This window comes from Variovorax paradoxus (genome assembly GCF_024734665.1).
Taxonomy (GTDB): Bacteria; Pseudomonadota; Gammaproteobacteria; order Burkholderiales; family Burkholderiaceae_C; genus Variovorax.
On sequence record NZ_CP102931.1, the window covers coordinates 4,995,799 to 5,015,901 of the forward strand.

Annotated in this window: 19 protein-coding genes; 14 read left to right on the forward strand and 5 right to left on the reverse strand. The window is 64.5% G+C overall.

What is annotated here, in order from left to right; translation table 11 throughout:
* Window positions 1–2: 2 nt before the first annotated feature.
* Window positions 3–863 (forward strand): hypothetical protein, encoded by an 861-nt coding sequence (locus NWF24_RS23655; RefSeq protein ID WP_258350673.1) that lies wholly within the window; start codon window positions 3–5, stop codon window positions 861–863.
* Between the two features lie 75 nt (window positions 864–938).
* Here NWF24_RS23655 and NWF24_RS23660 read toward each other — a convergent pair whose 3' ends face one another.
* The 5 genes from NWF24_RS23660 to NWF24_RS23680 form a co-directional block, all read right to left on the reverse strand.
* Window positions 939–3,524, reverse strand: a complete 2,586-nt coding sequence (locus tag NWF24_RS23660; RefSeq protein ID WP_258350674.1) for a bifunctional aconitate hydratase 2/2-methylisocitrate dehydratase — start codon at window positions 3,522–3,524, stop codon at window positions 939–941.
* 76 nt (window positions 3,525–3,600) lie between these two features.
* Window positions 3,601–4,158 (reverse strand): hypothetical protein, encoded by a 558-nt coding sequence (locus tag NWF24_RS23665; protein ID WP_093049550.1) that lies wholly within the window; start codon window positions 4,156–4,158, stop codon window positions 3,601–3,603.
* Window positions 4,159–4,192: 34 nt separating this feature from the next.
* Complete coding sequence (locus NWF24_RS23670; protein WP_258350675.1) at window positions 4,193–5,191, reverse strand: HpcH/HpaI aldolase/citrate lyase family protein; 999 nt, start codon at window positions 5,189–5,191, stop codon at window positions 4,193–4,195.
* Entirely contained in the window at window positions 5,188–5,973 is a 786-nt protein-coding gene (gene tam, locus NWF24_RS23675) for a trans-aconitate 2-methyltransferase (RefSeq protein WP_258350676.1), read from the reverse strand. The genes NWF24_RS23670 and tam overlap by 4 nt, the downstream gene beginning before the upstream one ends.
* A 15-nt stretch (window positions 5,974–5,988) precedes the next feature.
* Window positions 5,989–6,975 (reverse strand): malate dehydrogenase, encoded by a 987-nt coding sequence (locus NWF24_RS23680; RefSeq protein ID WP_042578072.1) that lies wholly within the window; start codon window positions 6,973–6,975, stop codon window positions 5,989–5,991.
* A gap of 184 nt (window positions 6,976–7,159) precedes the next feature.
* On the opposite strand from NWF24_RS23680, the gene NWF24_RS23685 reads away from it, so the two are divergent.
* The 13 genes from NWF24_RS23685 to asd all read left to right on the forward strand — a co-directional run bounded on the left by NWF24_RS23685 (window position 7,160) and on the right by asd (window position 19,972).
* Window positions 7,160–7,918, forward strand: coding sequence for a GntR family transcriptional regulator (locus tag NWF24_RS23685; protein ID WP_258350677.1), 759 nt, complete (start codon window positions 7,160–7,162; stop codon window positions 7,916–7,918).
* Between the two features lie 236 nt (window positions 7,919–8,154).
* Window positions 8,155–8,601, forward strand: a complete 447-nt coding sequence (gene sdhC, locus NWF24_RS23690; protein ID WP_093049538.1) for a succinate dehydrogenase, cytochrome b556 subunit — start codon at window positions 8,155–8,157, stop codon at window positions 8,599–8,601.
* A gap of 13 nt (window positions 8,602–8,614) precedes the next feature.
* Window positions 8,615–8,980, forward strand: a complete 366-nt coding sequence (gene sdhD / locus NWF24_RS23695) for a succinate dehydrogenase, hydrophobic membrane anchor protein (RefSeq protein ID WP_258350678.1) — start codon at window positions 8,615–8,617, stop codon at window positions 8,978–8,980.
* Between the two features lie 7 nt (window positions 8,981–8,987).
* Entirely contained in the window at window positions 8,988–10,796 is a 1,809-nt protein-coding gene (sdhA, locus tag NWF24_RS23700; protein WP_258350679.1) for a succinate dehydrogenase flavoprotein subunit, read from the forward strand.
* Between the two features lie 55 nt (window positions 10,797–10,851).
* On the forward strand, window positions 10,852–11,553 hold the full coding sequence (locus tag NWF24_RS23705) for a succinate dehydrogenase iron-sulfur subunit (RefSeq protein ID WP_093049529.1): 702 nt from the start codon (window positions 10,852–10,854) through the stop codon (window positions 11,551–11,553).
* A 28-nt stretch (window positions 11,554–11,581) separates the two neighbouring features.
* The gene (locus NWF24_RS23710; protein WP_258350681.1) at window positions 11,582–11,896 is read left to right on the forward strand and encodes an FAD assembly factor SdhE; all 315 of its coding nucleotides are present in this window, start codon (window positions 11,582–11,584) and stop codon (window positions 11,894–11,896) included.
* 24 nt (window positions 11,897–11,920) lie between these two features.
* The gene (gene gltA / locus NWF24_RS23715) at window positions 11,921–13,231 is read left to right on the forward strand and encodes a citrate synthase (protein WP_093049522.1); all 1,311 of its coding nucleotides are present in this window, start codon (window positions 11,921–11,923) and stop codon (window positions 13,229–13,231) included.
* Between the two features lie 98 nt (window positions 13,232–13,329).
* Entirely contained in the window at window positions 13,330–14,388 is a 1,059-nt protein-coding gene (locus tag NWF24_RS23720) for a purine-nucleoside phosphorylase (protein ID WP_258350682.1), read from the forward strand.
* Window positions 14,389–14,530: 142 nt separating this feature from the next.
* Window positions 14,531–15,475, forward strand: a complete 945-nt coding sequence (locus NWF24_RS23725) for a LysR substrate-binding domain-containing protein (RefSeq protein ID WP_258350683.1) — start codon at window positions 14,531–14,533, stop codon at window positions 15,473–15,475.
* 48 nt (window positions 15,476–15,523) lie between these two features.
* Window positions 15,524–16,945, forward strand: coding sequence for a 3-isopropylmalate dehydratase large subunit (leuC, locus tag NWF24_RS23730; protein ID WP_258350684.1), 1,422 nt, complete (start codon window positions 15,524–15,526; stop codon window positions 16,943–16,945).
* Between the two features lie 14 nt (window positions 16,946–16,959).
* Window positions 16,960–17,610, forward strand: coding sequence for a 3-isopropylmalate dehydratase small subunit (gene leuD / locus NWF24_RS23735; RefSeq protein ID WP_093075564.1), 651 nt, complete (start codon window positions 16,960–16,962; stop codon window positions 17,608–17,610).
* 40 nt (window positions 17,611–17,650) lie between these two features.
* Window positions 17,651–18,739: a 3-isopropylmalate dehydrogenase gene (gene leuB / locus NWF24_RS23740; protein WP_093049500.1), complete on the forward strand. Its 1,089-nt coding sequence runs from the start codon at window positions 17,651–17,653 to the stop codon at window positions 18,737–18,739.
* 90 nt (window positions 18,740–18,829) lie between these two features.
* The gene (gene asd / locus NWF24_RS23745; RefSeq protein WP_258350685.1) at window positions 18,830–19,972 is read left to right on the forward strand and encodes an aspartate-semialdehyde dehydrogenase; all 1,143 of its coding nucleotides are present in this window, start codon (window positions 18,830–18,832) and stop codon (window positions 19,970–19,972) included.
* Window positions 19,973–20,103: the final 131 nt, after the last annotated feature.

The window sequence follows — 20,103 nt, forward strand, 5'->3', positions numbered from 1 at the left end:
AAATGCTTGACCCGTCCGAACTCCAGCAGTTCTTTCCCGTGGTCGTGACACCGAGTCACGACGGCAAGTTCTTCCAGAACTACGTCGCCTCGATGCTGAACTTCACTGTCCAGGCCGAGCGCGCCGGCATGCGAATGCAAGTGCTGATGCACCAGGGAGAGAGCCTGGTGACGCGCGCGCGAAACAACTGCGTGGCCCAGTTCCTCGCCAATCCGCAATGGACCCACCTGTTCTGGATCGACGCGGACATCGGCTTCTCGGCGCAGGCGGCCTTCCGGCTGCTGCTGTCGGGCTACGACATCGCGGCCGGCGTCTACCCGTTGAAGCGGGAGAACTGGCCCGATGGCGGCGTGGCCGCGGGCACGACGCAGCAGCAGTTCGAGGCCACCTTCACCCGCTACACGGTCAACGCCAAGGCTTCGGAGACCACTTCACAGGTCGAACTCAAGATCCAGCCCGACGGCTTCATGGAGATGACCGAGGCGCCGACCGGCTTCATGGTGATCAAGCGCGCCGTGTTCGAGCGGCTCATGTCGAGCTACCCCGATCTCGCCTACGTGCCCGACAGCATCGGCGAGGCCGACCTGGGCCTGCACTACCGCTTCTTCGACGTGATGGTCGACCCGCAGACGCGCCGCTATCTCTCGGAAGACTACGGCTTCTGCCGCCTGTGGTCAGGGCTGGGCGAGTCGATCTACATCGACGCCAACTCCAACCTGACGCACCAGGGCGCCAAGCTGTACCGCGGCGACTTCGCCAACTCGTTGCTGACCTCCCTGCCCCATGCAGTGGGCGGCCCGGTCGGCGCAAAGATGGTGCTCACGGGCCAGGAGTACCTGCAGCCCAACGCACCGTCGCTTTAAGCTGAACGAAGGCGCATCGCCCACAAAAAAGCCCCGCCGAAGCGAGGCTTTTTTATTGGAGCGATCCGAAGAAGATCAGGCCGCGACCGAATCCGCCACGCCCTTGTAATCCTCGATCTTGTCGAAGTTCAGGTACTGGTAGATCTGCGCGCTGGACGCATCGAGCACGCCAGTGGCGGCCATGTACTCCTCGCGGGTCGGGATGCGACCCAGGCGCGAGCAGATGGCGGCCAGCTCGGCCGAGCCGAGGTACACGTTGGTGTTCTTGCCCAGGCGGTTGGGGAAGTTGCGGGTGCTGGTCGACATTACCGTCGCACCTTCGCGCACTTGCGCCTGGTTGCCCATGCACAGCGAGCAGCCCGGCATTTCGGTGCGGGCACCGGCATTGCCGAACACGCCGTAGTGGCCTTCCTCGGTGAGCTGCTGCGCGTCCATCTTGGTGGGCGGCGCGATCCACAGCTTGACCGGGATGTCGCGCTTGCCTTCGAGCAGCTTCGATGCGGCGCGGAAGTGGCCGATGTTGGTCATGCACGAGCCGATGAACACTTCGTCGATCACGGCGCCGGCCACGTCGCTGAGCGTCTTCACGTCATCGGGGTCGTTCGGGCAGGCCACGATGGGTTCGTGGATTTCGGCCAGGTCGATCTCGATCACGGCGGCGTAGTCAGCGTCGGCATCGCCCTTGAGCAGTTGCGGGTCCGCAAGCCAGGCTTCCTGCGCGGCGATGCGGCGTGCCAGCGTGCGGGCATCTGCATAGCCTTCGGCAATCATCCACTTCATCAGCGTGATGTTGCTGTTGATGTACTCGATGATCGGTTCCTTGTTCAGGTGCACCGTGCAGCCGGCGGCCGAACGTTCGGCCGAGGCGTCGCTCAGCTCGAAGGCTTGCTCCACCTTCAGGTCGGGCAGGCCTTCGATTTCGAGGATGCGGCCCGAGAAGATGTTCTTCTTGCCCTTCTTCTCGACCGTCAGCAGGCCGGACTTGATGGCGTACAGCGGAATGGCGTTGACCAGGTCACGCAGCGTCACGCCGGGTTGCATCTTGCCCTTGAAGCGCACGAGCACCGATTCGGGCATGTCCAGCGGCATCACGCCGGTGGCGGCAGCAAAGGCCACGAGGCCCGAGCCCGCGGGGAAGCTGATGCCGATGGGGAAGCGGGTGTGGCTGTCGCCGCCCGTGCCCACGGTGTCGGGCGTCAGCAGGCGGTTGAGCCAGGAATGGATCACGCCGTCGCCAGGGCGCAGCGACACGCCGCCGCGGTTGGCCATGAACTCGGGCAGCTCGTGGTGCATCTTGACGTCGACCTTCTTGGGGTACGCCGCCGTGTGGCAGAACGACTGCATCACGAGGTCGGCCGAGAAGCCCAGGCAAGCCAGGTCCTTCAGCTCGTCGCGCGTCATCGGGCCGGTGGTGTCCTGCGAGCCGACCGAGGTCATCTTGGGTTCGCAGTACGTGCCCGGGCGAACGCCCTGGCCTTCAGGCAGGCCGCAGGCGCGGCCGACCATCTTCTGTGCGAGCGAGAAGCCCTTCTTGGTGTCGACCGGGCTTTGCGGCAGGCGGAACAGCGTCGAAACGGGCAGGCCCAGCGCCTCACGCGCCTTGGCCGTGAGGCCGCGGCCGATGATCAGCGGAATGCGGCCACCCGCGCGCACTTCGTCGAACAGCACGTCGCTCTTGACCTGGAACTCGGCGATGACCTTGCCGTCCTTCAGCGCCTTGCCTTCATAGGGACGCAGCTCGACCACGTCGCCCATGTTCATTTGCGCCACGTCGAGTTCGATCGGCAGCGCGCCCGAGTCTTCCATGGTGTTGTAGAAGATGGGAGCGATCTTGCCGCCGAGGCAGACGCCGCCGAAACGCTTGTTCGGCACGAAGGGAATGTCTTCGCCGGTGAACCAGAGCACCGAGTTGGTGGCGCTCTTGCGCGACGAACCCGTGCCGACCACGTCGCCGGCATAGGCCACGAGGTGGCCGCGCGCGCGCAGGTCTTCGATGAACTTCACCGGGCCGCGCTTGCCGTCTTCCTCGGGCACGATGCCTGGGCGCGCGTTCTTGTGCATCGCGAGCGCGTGCATCGGAATGTCGGGACGGGTCGTCGCGTCGGGCGCGGGCGACAGGTCGTCGGTGTTGATTTCGCCAGCCACCTTGAAGATGCTGACGGTGATGCTTTCGGGCACTTCGGGGCGGCTGGTGAACCACTCGGCGTCGGCCCAGCTTTGCAGCACGCCCTTGGCGTTGGCGTTGCCCTTGTCGGCCTTTTCCTTGACGTCGTGGAACTGGTCGAACATCAGCAGGGTTTTCTTCAGGCCTTCTGCTGCCGTGCTGCCTACTTCGGCGTCGTCGAGCAGGTCGATCATGGGGCTGATGTTGTAGCCGCCGAGCATGGTGCCGAGCAGTTCGGTCGCGCGGGCGCGCGAAATGAACTCGCTCTTCTCGGTGCCGTGGGCCACGGCCGCGAGGTAGCTCGCCTTGACCTTGGCGGCGTCATCGACGCCGGCGGGCACGCGAAAGGTGAGCAGGTCGAGCAGGAAGGCGCCGTCCTTGGCATTCGCGCTCTTGAGGAGCTCGATTGCTTCAGAGGTCTGCTTCGCGCTCAAGGGCAGCGGCGGGATACCGAGCGCGGCGCGTTCGGCAACATGGTCAACGTAGGCTTGCAACATCTTCTTTTCTCCGGAAACTGAGCTGGCGGGCGTGCAGTACGGCAAGCAAGAGCCGCGCCGCACGCCGTTTCGTTACTTACTTCTTTTCGCCGTCGGCGCCTTCGAACAGGGCCTTCGGCGGGTTCTTCTTCATTTCTGCGGCAAATGCGACCTGGGCGTCGGTCTGGCATTCATCGGCAATGCGCAGGCCGGCCTTCTGGTTCATCAGCATCGACTTGTTGCCGAGCTGGAGCCACATGGCGCCGGCACGCGGGTCTTCGAGGCGGATGGCGCCGGTGCGGCTTTCGACCGGGTGCATGCGGTACTTCAGGCCCTTGGTGGTGACGGTGAAGAAACCGGGCTTCTTTTCGTCGGGCGTGACGGTCACGTCGGCGCCGAGTTCGCACTGGGCGCGGCCGATCGACACGCGCTGGGCAACGGCCAGGTCAGCGTCGGTGAGCACGACGTTGGTGTCGTCAGCGATCGGCGTGACTTCCTCGACAGCCTTGGCCGCCTTGCGGGTGACCTGGCGCTTGGGAGGCGTCTTCTTGGCTTCGGCCTTTGCCGCAGGCTTGGCCGCGGGCTTGGCGTCCTGCGCGACTGCTGCAAGCGGCAGGGCCAGGGCGACGGCGGCGATCAGGGCAATTTTCTTCATGTGTGGGTTTCCTTGAGGCTGGATTCAGAGAGTTTCAGGAGGCCGCGAGCGCAAACCAGGCTTTCGCCTCGGGGGGCAACGCGCGCCCTGTTGCGTGGGCGCGCGTCAAGACCTGCCAAAAGTGGCGGTAGCTCGCGCGGTCGTGCAATGTGCCATCAATTTGTGTCGGAGCCCAATCGGCAAGCGCCGCTTTTGCAATGATTTGTGTGGCAACCTGAATCTGCGCCTCGTCGGGCGCAAAGGCCTCGAGGATGGGGCGGATCTGGTTCGGATGGATGCTCCACATGCGCGTGTAGCCGAATTCGGTGGCCGCCTTGCGGGCCGCCGTGCGCATGGCATCGGTGTTGCTGAACTCGGTGACCACGCAATGCGAAGGCACCTTGCCGTAGGCATGCGCGGCCGATGCGATGGCCAGCTTGGCGCGCACCACCAGCGGGTGGCTGAACTGCCCTGTCGCGCCCATGCCATCGGCGGGGATCGCACCAGCGTGGGCCGAGACGAAATCCATCAGGCCGAAGCTCAGCGACTGCACGCGCGGATGGGCAGCAATCTCGAAGGCGTTGTGCACGGCGAGCGGCGACTCGATCAGCACGTGCAGCGGCAATGCATCGGCATCGGCCGCCTCGAGCGCCGCGACAGCCTGCAACACATCGGCCACCGACTCGACCTTCGGCACCATCAGGTGGCTCAGGCGCTGGGCGGCACGGCCGGCGATGGTGATCACGTCGCCGGCAAAGGCGGGATGGTCGACGGGATGCACGCGCACGCCGACGCGCATGCCGGGCCTGGCGGCCAGCGCCAGTTCGGTGACGAGCGCGGCATGCTCGGCTTCGCCGCCCACCGGGGCGCCGTCTTCGCAATCGAGGGTAACGTCGAACACGCAGGCGCCGAACTCCTCGGCCATCTCGGCCTGGAGCGCGAGACTCTTCTTCATGCGCGCCTCGACGCCGCTGTAGTGGTCGCACACGGGCAGCGTCACGGCGCCGGCTTGTGCGCCGAGCAGTACTTCAGCGGGATGAACCGTCTTCGTCATGCCTTTTTCTGCGCCACGATGAACATGCGCGGGAAGGCGAGCAGCCGCTTGCCGTCGGTGCGCACCGCATAGGCTTCGTTCACGCGACGTTCGTACTCGGCGAGATAGCTCGCCTGCAGGTCCGGCGGCAGGCGGTCGACGAAGGGTTTCAGCCCCGTGCCGCGCACCCATTCGACGATGGCGGCGGCATCGGCCATGCGGTGCTGGTAGATCGTGTGCCAGACATCGACATGCACCGCACGTGGCGCCAGCAGGTCGTAGTAGCCGCCGAGGTCGAGCAGCAGGGTGCGCAGCTTGTCGGCGTCGCCGATGCGTTCGGCCCACGGTGCTTCAGCGGCCACCGCACGCATCAGGCGATGCGTGGGCTCCTGGCGGTTGTCGGGCATCTGGATGGCGAGCACGCCACCCGGGGCCAGCGCATCGAACAGGCGCGGGATCAGCTTTTCGTGATCGGGCACCCACTGCAGGGACGCGTTGGCATAAATGAGGTCGGGCGCTTCTTCTTGGGATTGCGGCGCCCAGGTCGCAATGTCGCTCAACTCGAAGCGCGCCTGCGGCAGGCGCTCGCGCGCGCTGACAAGCATGGCTTCGGAGTTGTCGGTTCCGAGGACTTGCGCCTTCGGGAACCGGTTGACCAGCAGCTCGGTGGAGTTGCCCGGTCCGCACCCGAGGTCGACCACGCGGGCGGCCTCGGTCAGTGGCACCCGCGCCAGGAGCTCCTGTGCGGGTCGGGTGCGCTCGTCCTCGTAGCGACGGTAGAGCGCGGGGTTCCAGTCGAGCATGCTGGCTGGCCGTGCTTAGAGCAGGTGAGCGACGCCGGCGCGCTCGCCTTCCAGTTCTTCCAGGGTCTTGTTGATGCGTTCCTGGCTGAATGCATCGATCTCGAGGCCTTCGACCAGCTTGTATTCACCGTTTTCGCAGGTAACGGGGAAGCCGAACATCACGTCCTTCGGAATGCCGTACTGGCCGTCCGACGGAATGCCCATGGTGACCCACTTGCCGTTGGTGCCCAGGGCCCAGTCGCGCATGTGGTCGATGGCGGCGTTGGCAGCCGAGGCAGCCGACGACAGGCCGCGTGCTTCGATGATGGCCGCGCCGCGCTTGCCGACGGTCGGCAGGAAGGTGTTGGCGTTCCATTCCTGGTCGTTGATCATCTTGGCGACGCTTTCGCCGTTGATGGTGGCGAAGCGGTAGTCGGCGTACATCGTGGGCGAGTGGTTGCCCCAGACGGTGAGCTTCTCGATGTCGGCCACGGCCTTGCCGGTCTTGGCAGCGATCTGGCTGGCAGCACGGTTGTGGTCCAGGCGCAGCATGGCGGTGAAGTTCTTGCGCGGCAGGTCGGGGGCGCTCTTCATGGCGATGTAGGCGTTGGTGTTGGCCGGGTTGCCGACCACCAGCACCTTGACGTTGCGGCTGGCGACGGCGTTGAGGGCCTTGCCTTGCGCGGTGAAGATGGCGCCGTTGACGGCCAGCAGCTCGGCACGTTCCATGCCGGGACCGCGGGGACGCGAACCGACGAGCAGCGCGTAGTCGGCGTCCTTGAAGGCGGTCATCGGGTCGCCGTGGGCTTCCATGCCGGCCAGTAGCGGGAAGGCGCAGTCGTCGAGTTCCATCATCACGCCCTTGAGCGCCTTCTGGGCCTTCTCGTCGGGGATTTCGAGCAGTTGCAGGATGACCGGCTGGTCTTTGCCGAGCATTTCACCGGAGGCGATACGGAACAACAGGGCGTAACCGATTTGACCGGCGGCACCGGTGACGGCAACGCGGACGGGCTTTTTGCTCATGGGAAGACTCCAGAAGGTAATGAAACGGTGTCGGCGCTCTCGTGGGGCGCCAGGGGTTCTGCGGGCTGGGAATACTTCCCGCAGCGCGAGACCGGCCGCATTTTAAGCCGATTCAATGAGCCTCGTCTTATGTCTTATATAAGATATCCTCCGGGGGTCCGCCAAGGCGCACCCCACCGCTGCCATGAACACGCCCACCACATTCGACGAGCCCGCGACGCCGTCCTTCAGTCCGCTCTACCAGCAGATCAAGACATTGATCCTGCAGAGCCTGCAGGCGGGCGAGTGGAAGCCTGGCGAACCCATCCCGAGCGAGATGGACCTGGCCGTGCGCTATCGCGTGAGCCAGGGCACGGTGCGCAAGGCCATCGACGAACTCTCGGCCGAAAACCTCGTGGTGCGCCGACAGGGCAAAGGCACCTTCGTCGCCACGCATGCCGAGCAGCATGTGCAGTACCGCTTCCTCAAGCTCGTGCCCGATGCGGGCGACCTGAGTACCGAGGGCCCCGCGGTGCGCACCATCGTCGACTGCAAGCGCCTGCGCGCATCGGCCGACGTGGCGCGCGCGCTCGGCCTGCGCACGGGCGACGCGGTGCTGCAGGTGCGGCGCGTGCTCGCCTACGGCGGCGTGCCCACCATCCTCGAAGACCTCTGGCTGCCCGGCGCGCCCTTCAAGGGGCTCACCGCCGAACGGCTGCGCGCGTGGCCCGGCCCGATGTACGCGCTGTTCGAAACCGAGTTCGGCGTGCGCATGGTGCGCGCCGAAGAAAAAATTCGCGCCGTGCTGCCCGATGCCGAACAGGCCGCGCTGCTCGATGTGACGCTGCAGATGCCCCTGTTGAGCGTGGAACGGCTGGCGCACACCTACCATGACATGCCGATGGAGCTGCGCCGCGGGCTCTATCGCACCGACACGCACCACTACAGGAACCAGCTGGGCTGATCCCGATGCAGACGAAGGCCGAATACCGCCGCGCGGATGTGCGCATACAAGCTGCGCATTGCGCTACGAAGTCAATAGCATCCGACTGCAACGGTGCGCCGACTCGTGCGTGTCCGCTGCCCGATGGTGCATTGCAATAGAATTTTGCGTTGTTTGCATTTCCGCAGAAGAAACAAAAGCGTTCGCTCTCAGAACAAGCCAACAAGTCACAAAAGCCACGAAAGCACTTCCCCCCAATGACAGAGCTTGCAACTCCCCCCCGGCCTCCGCGTCGCGAATTCCGCAACATCAATGCCTTCACCGACCTCACGACCTACCGGCTGCCGCCGGCCGGCATCGTGTCGATCCTGCATCGCGTCAGCGGCGTGCTGATGTTCCTGCTGCTGCCGTTCATCATCTGGATGTTCGACACCTCGCTGTCTTCCGACTATTCGTTCGCCAAGTTCAAGGCCGCCTTCAACAGCGGCCTTGGTTTCGTTCCGGGGTGGTTCTTCAAGCTGGTCGCGCTCGCGCTCATCTGGGCCTACCTGCACCACTTCATCGCCGGCCTGCGGCATCTGTGGATGGACGTGAGCCACGCCGCCGTGACCAAGGAGTTCGGCCACACATCGGCCGTCGTCACGCTGGCACTGAGCATCCTGCTCACCGTGGTGCTCGGCGCCAAGCTGTTCGGCCTGTACTGAGAAGGAGCCAACCATGTCTGTGAACTACGGCTCCAAGCGCATCGTCGTCGGCGCGCACTACGGTCTGCGCGACTGGCTCAGCCAGCGCATCACGGGCGGCCTGATGGCGCTCTTCACGATCGTGCTGCTCGCGCAACTGATCTTCACCCGCGGCCCCATCGGCTACGACCTCTGGGCCGGCATCTTCGCCGCGCAGTGGATGAAGGTGCTGACGTTCTCCGTGATCATCGCCCTGCTCTATCACGTGTGGGTCGGTATGCGCGACGTCTGGATGGACTACGTCCAGCCCGTCGGCATCCGTCTCGTGCTGCAAATTTTCACCATCGTCTGGCTTGTCGGTTGTGCGGGTTGGGCCATTCAAGTGCTTTGGAAGATCTGACCCCACCATGACCTACACAAAAGAAAAAATCACCAAGCGCAAGTTCGACGTCGTGATCGTCGGTGCCGGCGGCTCCGGCATGCGCGCCTCGCTGCAACTGGCCCGTGCCGGCCTCAATGTGGCCGTGCTCTCCAAGGTGTTCCCGACCCGTTCGCACACCGTCGCCGCTCAAGGCGGCGTGGGTGCATCGCTCGGCAACATGAGCGAAGACAACTGGCACTACCACTTCTACGACACGATCAAGGGTTCCGACTGGCTCGGCGACCAGGACGCGATCGAGTTCATGTGCCGCGAAGCCCCGAAGGTCGTGTACGAGCTCGAACACTTCGGCATGCCCTTCGACCGCAACCCCGACGGCACGATCTACCAACGCCCGTTCGGCGGCCACACGGCCAACTACGGCGAAAAGCCCGTGCAGCGCGCCTGCGCCGCGGCCGACCGTACCGGCCACGCGATGCTGCACACGCTCTACCAGAAGAACGTCGAAGCCCGCACCCAGTTCTTCGTCGAATGGATGGCGCTCGACCTCATCCGTGACGACGAAGGCGACGTGGTCGGCGTGACCGCACTCGAAATGGAAACCGGCGACCTGCACATCCTGCAGGCCAAGACGGTGCTGCTGGCCACCGGCGGCGCAGGCCGCATCTTCCAGGCCTCGACCAACGCCTTCATCAACACCGGCGACGGCCTCGGCATGGCGGCCCGTTCGGGCATCCCGCTGCAGGACATGGAGTTCTGGCAGTTCCACCCGACCGGCGTGGCCGGTGCGGGCGTGCTGCTGACCGAAGGCTGCCGCGGCGAAGGCGCGATCCTGCTGAACAGCAACGGCGAACGCTTCATGGAGCGCTACGCGCCCACCCTGAAAGACCTGGCGCCGCGCGACTTCGTCTCGCGCTCGATGGACCAGGAAATCAAGGAAGGCCGAGGCTGCGGTCCCAACAAGGACTACGTGCTGCTCAAGCTCGACCACCTGGGCGCCGAAACCATCCACAAGCGCCTGCCTTCGGTGTACGAAATCGGCGTCAACTTCGCCAACGTCGACATCACCAAGGAACCGATTCCCGTCGTGCCGACCATCCACTACCAGATGGGCGGCATCCCGACCAACATCCATGGCCAGGTCGTCATCCAGAAGGGCGAAGAAAACAGCGCCGTGGTGAACGGCCTCTACGCTGTCGGCGAATGCTCCTGCGTGAGCGTGCACGGCGCCAACCGCCTGGGCACGAACTCGCTGCTCGACCTGCTGGTGTTCGGCCGCGCGGCCGGCAACCACATCGTCGAATTCAACGACAAGCTCAAGGAACACAAGCCCCTGCCCAACGATGCGGCCGACCGCACGCTGGAGCGCCTGAACCGCCTCGAGTCGACTACCACCGGCGAATACGCCCAGGACGTGGCCGGCGAGATCCGCGCCGTCATGCAGCAACATGCGGCAGTGTTCCGCAAGCAGGCCTCGATGGACGAAGGCGTGACCAAGATCGCCGCCGTGCGCGAGCGCGTCAAGGCCATCGGCCTGAAGGACAAGTCGAAGGTGTTCAACACCGCCCGCATCGAAGCGCTGGAAGTCGACAACCTGATCGAAGTGGCGCAGGCCACCATGGTCTCGGCCGCCGCCCGCCGCGAATGCCGCGGCGCCCACACGGTCGAAGACTACGAACGCCCGGCGGACGACCCTGTCGCACCGCTCGGCCGCGATGACGCCAACTGGATGAAGCACACGCTCTGGTACAGCCAGGACAACCGCCTCTCGTACAAGCCGGTCAAGCTGCAGCCGCTCACCGTGGCCTCGGTTCCACCCAAGGTCCGCACGTTCTAAGTAAGAGAACGCGGCTCACAGTCAGCTCATACAAAGCATTCACAAGGTCACTACGATGAAGCGCACATTCCAGATTTACCGCTACGACCCGGACAAGGACGCCAAGCCCTACATGCAGACGGTCGAGATCGAACTCGACGGCCACGAGCGCATGCTGCTCGACGCCCTCATGAAGCTCAAGGCGCAAGACCCTACGCTGTCGTTCCGCCGCTCGTGCCGCGAAGGCGTCTGCGGCTCCGACGCGATGAACATCAACGGCAAGAACGGTCTGGCCTGCCTGACCAACATGAACACGCTCAAGGGCACCGTCGTGCTCAAGCCGCTGCCGGGCCTGCCCGTCATCCGCGACCTGATCGTGGACATGACGCAGTTCTTCAAGCAGTACAACTCGATCAAGCCGTACCTGCAGAACGACACCGTGCCGCCCGAAAAGGAACGCCTGCAGTCGCCCGAAGAGCGTGAAGAGCTCAACGGCCTGTACGAGTGCATCCTGTGCGCGAGCTGCTCCACGAGCTGCCCGAGCTTCTGGTGGAACCCCGACAAGTTCGTCGGCCCCGCCGGCCTGCTGCAGGCCTACCGCTTCATCGCCGACAGCCGCGACGAAGCCACCGCCGAGCGCCTGGACAACCTGGAAGACCCGTACCGCCTGTTCCGCTGCCACACGATCATGAACTGCGTGGACGTGTGCCCGAAGAGCCTGAACCCGACCAAGGCCATCGGCAAGATCAAGGAATTGATGGTGCGCCGCGCCATCTGACCCTGATCCATTTGTTCGAGAAGCCACCATGCAACCCGCCGCCGACTCCGCCGACCTGCTCAGTGAACGTGCTCTGAGCAAGCTCAAATGGCGCTGCCGGCGCGGACTGCTCGAGAACGACCTGTTCATCGCCCGCTTCTTCGAGCGGCACGAATTCCGCATGACCGTGGGTCAAGCGGGAGCGATGGAGACACTGATGGACCTGTCGGACAACGACCTCCTTGACCTCCTTCTGCGCAGGAAGGAGCCCGAGCCCGAATGGGCCGGGGCCGAGGTGGTCGCATTGCTGCAGCTGATGCGTACCGACGGCGCGCAGCGTCCCGCAATCTCTCCTTCGTCCTGAATCCACCTCTGAAAGTAAACCGAAATGAAAGCATCCGATACCAAGGCCACGCTGTCGTTCAGCAACGGCGGCGACAGCGTCGAACTGCCGATCTACAAGGGCACCGTGGGCCCCGACGTGATCGATATCCGCAAGCTGTACGCACAGACCGGCATGTTCACCTACGACCCGGGCTTCATGTCGACCGCCGCCTGCCAGTCGGCCATCACGTACATCGATGGCGACAAGGGCGAGCTGCTGTATCGCGGCTACCCCATCGAGCAGCTCGCGACCAACTGCGACTTCATGGAGACCTGCCACCTGCTGCTGTACGGTGAACTGCCGGACACCGCCAAGAAGGCCAACTTCACCAAGCTCGTGACCAACCACACGATGGTGAACGAGCAGATGCAGTTCTTCCTGCGCGGCTTCCGCCGCGACGCGCATCCGATGGCCATCATGACCGGCCTGGTGGGCGCCCTGTCGGCCTTCTATCACGACAGCACGGATATCAACAATCCCGAGCATCGCGAGATCGCCGCGATCCGCCTGATCGCGAAGATGCCCACGCTCGTGGCCATGGCCTACAAGTACACGATCGGCCAGCCGTACATGTACCCGAAGAACGACCTGAGCTACGCCGGCAACTTCCTGCACATGATGTTCGCCACGCCGTGCGAAGAGTACAAGGTGAACCCGGTGCTCGAGCGCGCGCTCGACCGCATCTTCATCCTGCACGCAGACCACGAGCAGAACGCCTCGACCTCGACGGTGCGCCTGTGCGGCTCGTCGGGCACGAACCCCTTCGCGGCCATCGCAGCCGGCGTGGCCTGCCTCTGGGGCCCTGCCCACGGCGGCGCCAACGAAGCGGCGCTGAACATGCTCTACGACATCCAGAAGGAAGGTGGCGTGGAGAAGATTGGCGAGTTCATCAAGAAGGTCAAGGACAAGAACTCGAACGTCAAGCTGATGGGCTTCGGCCACCGCGTGTACAAGAACTACGACCCGCGCGCCAAGCTGATGCAGGAAACCTGCAACGAAGTGCTGACCGAGCTGGGCCTGGAACAAGACCCGCTGTTCAAGCTCGCCAAGGAACTCGAGAAGATCGCCCTGGAAGACGAGTACTTCGTGTCGCGCAAGCTGTACCCGAACGTCGACTTCTACTCGGGTATCGTGCAGCGCGCCATCGGCATCCCGGTGCCGCTGTTCACCGCGATCTTCGCGCTGGCCCGCACGGTCGGCTGGATCGCCCAGCTGAACGAAATGATCGGCGACCCCGAGTACAAGATCGGCCGCCCGCGCCAGCTGTTCGAAGGTTCGCCGAAGCGCGACGTGAAGCCGATCACGGCTCGCTGAGCTTCCGTCGAATCTCGATGATCAGAAAAGCTGCCTTCGGGCAGCTTTTTTTTGGCCTGTAAATTGCGATCTCTTTGGGCTCAAGAAGGAGAAGGCGAATGTCAGTTTTTCAACGCGTGACATGGTTTGGCGCAAGGGCAGCATTCATCGCCTTCGCGACAACGCTGCTGTTCGGCTGCGCTACCGATGCTCCCGGCGCAAAGCCGCCGCAACAGATTGCGGTGAAAGTTCTCATCATCAGCATGTTCAAACCCGAGGCACAGGTGTGGTTCGAGCCGCTGAAGCTGACCCGGGAGATCAAGGTGCCGGGCCTGTCCACCGACGATCCGCTGGTCCGGTGCAACGCCGATTCGGTGTGCCAGGTCACCACCGGCATGGGCCATACCAACGCGGCTGCTTCCATCACGGCACTGGTGTTCAGCGGGAAGTTCGACCTCTCGAAGACTTATTTCCTGGTGGCCGGCATCGCGGGCGTCGACCCGAATGTCTCGACCATCGGTTCTGCCACCTGGGCCCGGTTCCTGGTCGACTTCGGCATCGCGCACGAGATCGATGCGCGTGAAATGCCATCGACCTGGCGCACAGGTTATTTCGGCATCGGCGCCAGGGATCCGGACTCGAAGCCCAAGTTCGAATACCGGACCGAGGTCTTCCGCCTCAACGAGAAGCTGCTGCAGAAGGCCCTGAAGCTCTCGGCCAATGCGCCGCTGGCCGACAACGACAAGGCACGCGCCTACCGCGCCAGGTATTCGCAGCCAACCGCCAAGGCTCGCCCATCGGTCCTGCAATGCGACACCGCGGCCGGGGACACCTACTGGCACGGCAGGTTCCTGGGCGAAACCGCCACGCGCTGGGTTTCACTCGTGACCGACGGGCAGGGCAAGTACTGCACCACCCAGCAGGAAGACAACGCCACCTACGAGGCATTGAAGCGAGGCGCCAGCGCGGGGCTGCTCGACCTGCAGCGCGTGGCGGTTCTCCGCACAGTGTCCAATTTCGACCGGCCCTACCAGGGGCAGACCGCTTACGCCTCGTTGAATGTCGAGTCGGGCGGCTTCCCCATCGCCACCGGCAATCTCCTGATCGCAGGCCGTCCTCTGGTGGACGCTATCGTGGGCAACTGGCCTGCCTGGAGCGCGGGGGTTCCCGCGGACTGATCCGGGCTCGCAAGGCAGCCCACCGCAGCTGCCGATTGCCGTCGCCTCCCGGCAACAAGGTCATCTCGTATCACGATGCCTGACGCATAAAAACAAGGAGAAAATAGCCCCCTCATCGCCAGGCGCGATGCCCCACAGCCCCATGAGCACATCCGAACGCAACTTCGCCCGCCGCATCGACCTCACGTCGCTGCAGCTGTTCGTTGCCGTGTGCGAACTGGGCAGCATCGGCCGCGCTGCTGAGCGCGAGTTCATCGCGGCCTCGGCCATCAGCAAGCGGCTGTCCGACCTCGAGGCCACGCTCGGCACCACCCTGCTCTACCGCCACGCGCGCGGCGTCGATCTCACGCCGGCCGGCGAAAGCCTGTTGCACCACGCCCGCTCGGTGCTCTATAGCCTGGAGAAGATGCAGGGTGAGCTCAGCGAATACGCCGACGGCGTGCGCGGCCACGTGCGGGTGCACGCCAACATTTCGGCGATCGTGCAGTTCCTGCCCGAAGACCTGGGCGTGTTCACGCGCGCCCACGAGGCCATCAAGATCGACCTTGAAGAACACCTGAGCAGCGAGGTGATCCGCGCGGTGCAGGAAGGCGCGGCCGACCTCGGCGTGTGCCACGTGGCCGGCGGCGCGGGCGAGTTGCAGAGCCTTTCTTACCGGCACGACCGCCTCGCACTCATCGTGCCTACGGGGCATGCGCTGGCGGCGCAGGGCGCCATCGACTTCATCGATTCGCTCGACTTCGACCATGTCGGCCTGCACACCAACAGCTCGATCTACGTCGCGATGCACGAGGCCGCGCTCGACGCCGGCCGCAGCATCAAGCTGCGCATTCACGTGACGGGTCTCGACGCCATGTGCCGGATGATCGAGAACGGCCTGGGCATCGGCGTGATGCCGCAGCGCGCCTTCGAGCTCATGCAGAACGGCATCGGCCGCGGCCTCGTGAGCGTAGCGCTCAACGACGCCTGGGCGGCGCGCGAGATCCGCCTGGTGGCGCGCGACTTCTCCACCCTGCCAGTGGCTGCGCGCTCGCTGGTGAATCACCTGCACGCGGCTGCGGACGGCACGGAACAACTCGCGGCCTGAACCACGAACACAGACAATCCATTTCCCCACGAAAGACAAGAGACCGACATGGCACGCACGCTCTACGACAAGATCTGGGACGAACACGTCGTCCACACCGAGGAAGACGGCACCGCGATCCTCTACATCGACCGCCACCTGGTGCATGAAGTCACCAGCCCGCAAGCCTTCGAAGGCCTGCGCGAAGCCGGCCGCAAGCTGTGGCGCATCAGTTCGGTCGTGGCCACCGCCGACCACAACACGCCCACCACGGGCTGGGAGCGCGGCTACGAAGGCATTGCCGATCCGACCAGCAAGGAACAGGTCACCACGCTCGACCACAACATCGCCGAATTCGGCGCAGCCGCGTTCTTCCCGTTCCTGAGCAAACGCCAGGGCATCGTGCACGTGATCGGCCCCGAGTCGGGCGCGACGCTTCCGGGCATGACTGTCGTCTGCGGCGACTCGCACACCTCCACGCACGGCGCGTTCGGCGCGCTCGCGCACGGCATCGGCACCAGCGAGGTCGAGCACGTGATGGCCACGCAGACGCTGCTTGGCAAGAAGGCGAAAAACATGCTCGTGAAGGTCGAGGGCAAGCTGCCGCTGGGCTGCACCGCCAAGGACATCGTGCTGGCCATCATCGGCAAGATCGGCACGGCCGGCGGTACCGGCTACACCATCGAATTCGCGGGCTCGGCCATTCGCGACCTGAGCATGGAAGGCCGCATGACGGTCTGCAACATGGCCATCGAGGCCGGCGCGCGCGCCGGGCTGGTGGCGGTCGACGAGAAGACCGTCAGCTACGTGAAGGGCCGTCCGCTCGCCCCTACCGGCGTGGAGTGGGACCAAGCCGTGACCTACTGGCGTACGCTGCAGTCCGACCCGGGCGCGACCTTCGACGCAGTGGTCGAGCTCGACGCCACGCAGATCCAGCCGCAGGTGACCTGGGGCACCTCGCCCGAAATGGTGGTCGACATCAACGGCCGCGTGCCCGATCCCGACAAGGAAAAAGATGCGAACAAGCGCGGGGCCATCGAGCGCGCGCTGGTCTACATGGGCCTGGAGCCCAACAAGGCCATGAACGACATCTTCATCGACAAGGTGTTCATCGGCTCCTGCACCAACAGCCGCATCGAGGACATGCGCGAAGCCGCGGCCGTGGTGAAGAAGCTCGGCCAGAAGGTTGCGAAGAACGTGAAGCTCGCGATGGTCGTGCCCGGCTCGGGCGTGGTGAAGGAACAGGCCGAGCGCGAAGGGCTCGACCTGATCTTCAAGGCCGCTGGCTTCGAATGGCGCGAGCCCGGCTGCTCGATGTGCCTGGCGATGAACGCCGACCGGCTCGAACCCGGCGAGCGCTGCGCATCCACCAGCAACCGCAACTTCGAAGGCCGCCAGGGCGCCGGCGGCCGCACCCACCTCGTGAGCCCGGCCATGGCCGCCGCCGCTGCGGTGCACGGCCACTTCGTCGACGTGCGCACCTTCGCCTGATCTGGAGACAACACATGCAGAAATTCACCGTGCACAAGGGCCTCGTGGCCCCGATGGACCGCGAGAACGTCGACACCGACGCGATCATTCCGAAGCAGTTCCTCAAGTCGATCAAGAAGACCGGCTTTGGCGTGAACCTGTTCGACGAGTGGCGCTACCTCGACGCCGGCTTTCCGGGCCAGGACCCGGCCAGCCGCAAGCCGAACCCCGACTTCGTGCTGAACCAGCCACGCTACGCCGGCGCCTCGGTGCTGCTGGCGCGCAGGAACTTCGGCTGCGGCTCGTCGCGCGAGCACGCACCGTGGGCGCTCGACCAATACGGCTTTCGCGCAATCATTGCGCCGAGCTACGCCGACATCTTCTTCAACAACAGCTTCAAGAACGGCCTGTTGCCGATCGTGCTGCCCGAAGCGCAGGTGGCCCAGTTGTTCGACGAGACCTTCGCGTTTCCGGGCTACCAGCTGACCATCGACCTGGAGCGCCAGGTGGTCGTGAAGCCCGATGGGCAGGAGTTCGCGTTCGACGTGCAGGCCTTCCGCAAGTACTGCCTGATCAACGGGCTGGACGACATCGGCCTCACGCTGCGCCACAAGGACAAGATCAAGGCCTTCGAGGCCGAGCGCCTGGCGCAGAAGCCGTGGCTCGCGCACACGATGATTTCCTGATCGCGCGCATTTCCGTTTTCAAAAAACCTCAGACCAATTTATGAAAATCGCAGTTCTCCCGGGTGACGGCATCGGCACCGAAATCGTGGCGGAAGCCGTCAAGGTGCTCGACGTGCTCGACCTGAAGTTCGAGATGGAGTCGGCACTGGTCGGCGGCGCGGCCTACGAGGCGCACGGCCACCCGCTGCCCGAATCGACGCTCAAGCTGGCGAAGGAAGCCGACGCGGTGCTGTTCGGCGCCGTCGGCGACTGGAAATACGACAAGCTCGACCGCCCGCTGCGGCCCGAGCAGGCCATCCTGGGGCTGCGCAAGAACCTCGGCCTGTTCGCGAACTTCCGTCCCGCCATCTGCTACGAGCAGTTGGTGGATGCATCGAGCTTGAAGCCCGAGCTGATCGCGGGCCTGGACATCCTGATCATTCGCGAACTGACCGGCGACATCTATTTCGGCCAGCCGCGCGGCCGCCGCATCGCGACGGACGGGCACTTCCCGGGCGCCGAAGAGGCGTTCGACACGATGCGCTATTCGCGCCCCGAGATCGAACGCATCGCCCGCGTGGCCTTCGAGGCCGCCCGCAAGCGCAGCAAGCGCGTGACCAGCGTCGACAAGAACAACGTGCTGGAAACCTCGCAGCTGTGGAAAGACGTGATGCTCGACATCGCGAAGGAATATCCGGACGTCGAACTCGACCACATGCTGGTCGACAACGCGGCCATGCAACTCGTGAAGGCGCCCAAGAAGTTCGACGTGGTGGTCACCGGCAACATGTTCGGCGACATCCTCTCGGACGAAGCCGCGATGCTCACCGGCTCCATCGGCATGCTGCCTTCGGCATCGCTCAATTCGAGCAACCAGGGCCTGTACGAGCCCAGCCACGGCAGCGCTCCCGACATTGCCGGCAAAGGGGTTGCCAATCCTTTGGCTACAATCCTGTCCGCTGCCATGATGCTCCGCTTCTCACTCAACCAAGCCGAGGCTGCCGACCGTATCGAGTCGGCGGTCAAGGATGTGCTCGCCTCCGGGCTGCGCACTGGCGACATCTGGTCAGAAGGTACGAAGCGCGTCGGCACCCGCGAAATGGGCGACGCGGTCGTTGCAGCAATCACCAAAAAGACGATTACCGGCTAACCGCAGCCCGCTTCGTCACGCCCCTCCCCGGCTCGACGAGTCGGGGGCAAGAAAAGACAAATTTTTCTTTTTTCATAAGGGCAAACTGAAATGGCGAACGCATCTCAACCTCTGGTCGGCCTCGTGGGCTGGCGTGGCATGGTCGGCTCGGTCCTGATGGACCGCATGCAGGCCGAAGGCGACTTCGGTCTCATCGAGCCGGTCTTCTTCTCGACCTCCAACGCCGGCGGCAAGGCCCCGGCGATGGCCAAGAACGAAACCGCGCTGAAGGATGCGAACGACATCGAGGCACTGAAGAAGTGCGACATCGTCATCACCTGCCAGGGCGGCGACTACACCAGCGAGGTGTTTCCCAAGCTGCGCGCCGCCGGCTGGAACGGCCACTGGATCGACGCCGCCTCCACCCTGCGCATGCAGGACGACGCGATCATCGTGCTCGACCCGGTCAACCTGCCGGTCATCGAGAACGCGCTCGCCAAGGGCGGCAAGAACTGGATCGGCGGCAATTGCACCGTGAGCTGCATGCTCATGGGCGTGGGCGCCCTCTACAAGGCCGGCCTGGTCGAGTGGATGACCAGCATGACCTATCAGGCAGCCTCGGGCGGCGGCGCACAGCACATGCGCGAGCTGCTGACCCAGTTCGGCACCATCAACGCCGAAGTGCGCGCCCTGCTGGACGACCCGAAGTCGGCCATCCTCGAAATCGACCGCAAGGTGCTGCACAAGCAGCAGACCCTCAGCGCTGCTGAAACGGCCAATTTCGGTGCGCCGCTGGGCGGCTCGCTGATCCCCTGGATCGATAAGGACCTGGGCGACGGCATGTCCAAGGAAGAGTGGAAGGGCGGCGCCGAGACCAACAAGATCCTCGGCCAGGGCCCGGGCTTCAGCACCGCTGCCACGCCGGTCGACGGTTTCTGCGTTCGCATTGGCGCGATGCGCTGCCACAGCCAGGCCCTGACCTTCAAGCTCAAGAAGGACGTGCCGGTCGCCGACATCGAAGCGATGATCGCCGCCGACAACCCCTGGGCGAAGGTCGTGCCGAATACGCGCGAAGCCACCCTGAAGGACCTGACGCCGGTGGCCGTGACGGGCACCATGGACATCCCGGTCGGCCGTATCCGCAAGCTGGCGATGGGCCCGGAGTATGTCGGTGCCTTCACCATCGGCGACCAACTGCTGTGGGGCGCCGCGGAGCCGCTGCGCCGCATGCTGCGTATCCTGCTCGAAGCCTGATGCGGGCTGCTCAGGGCCTTTTGAAACATGAATTGTTGCCTTACGGCAACATCCAATGTGTGCGTAAGTATGCGCGCACTGGGTAGAACAAGCGCATTGCCTTGTCAGTGCCCGGTGATGGTGCTAACGTC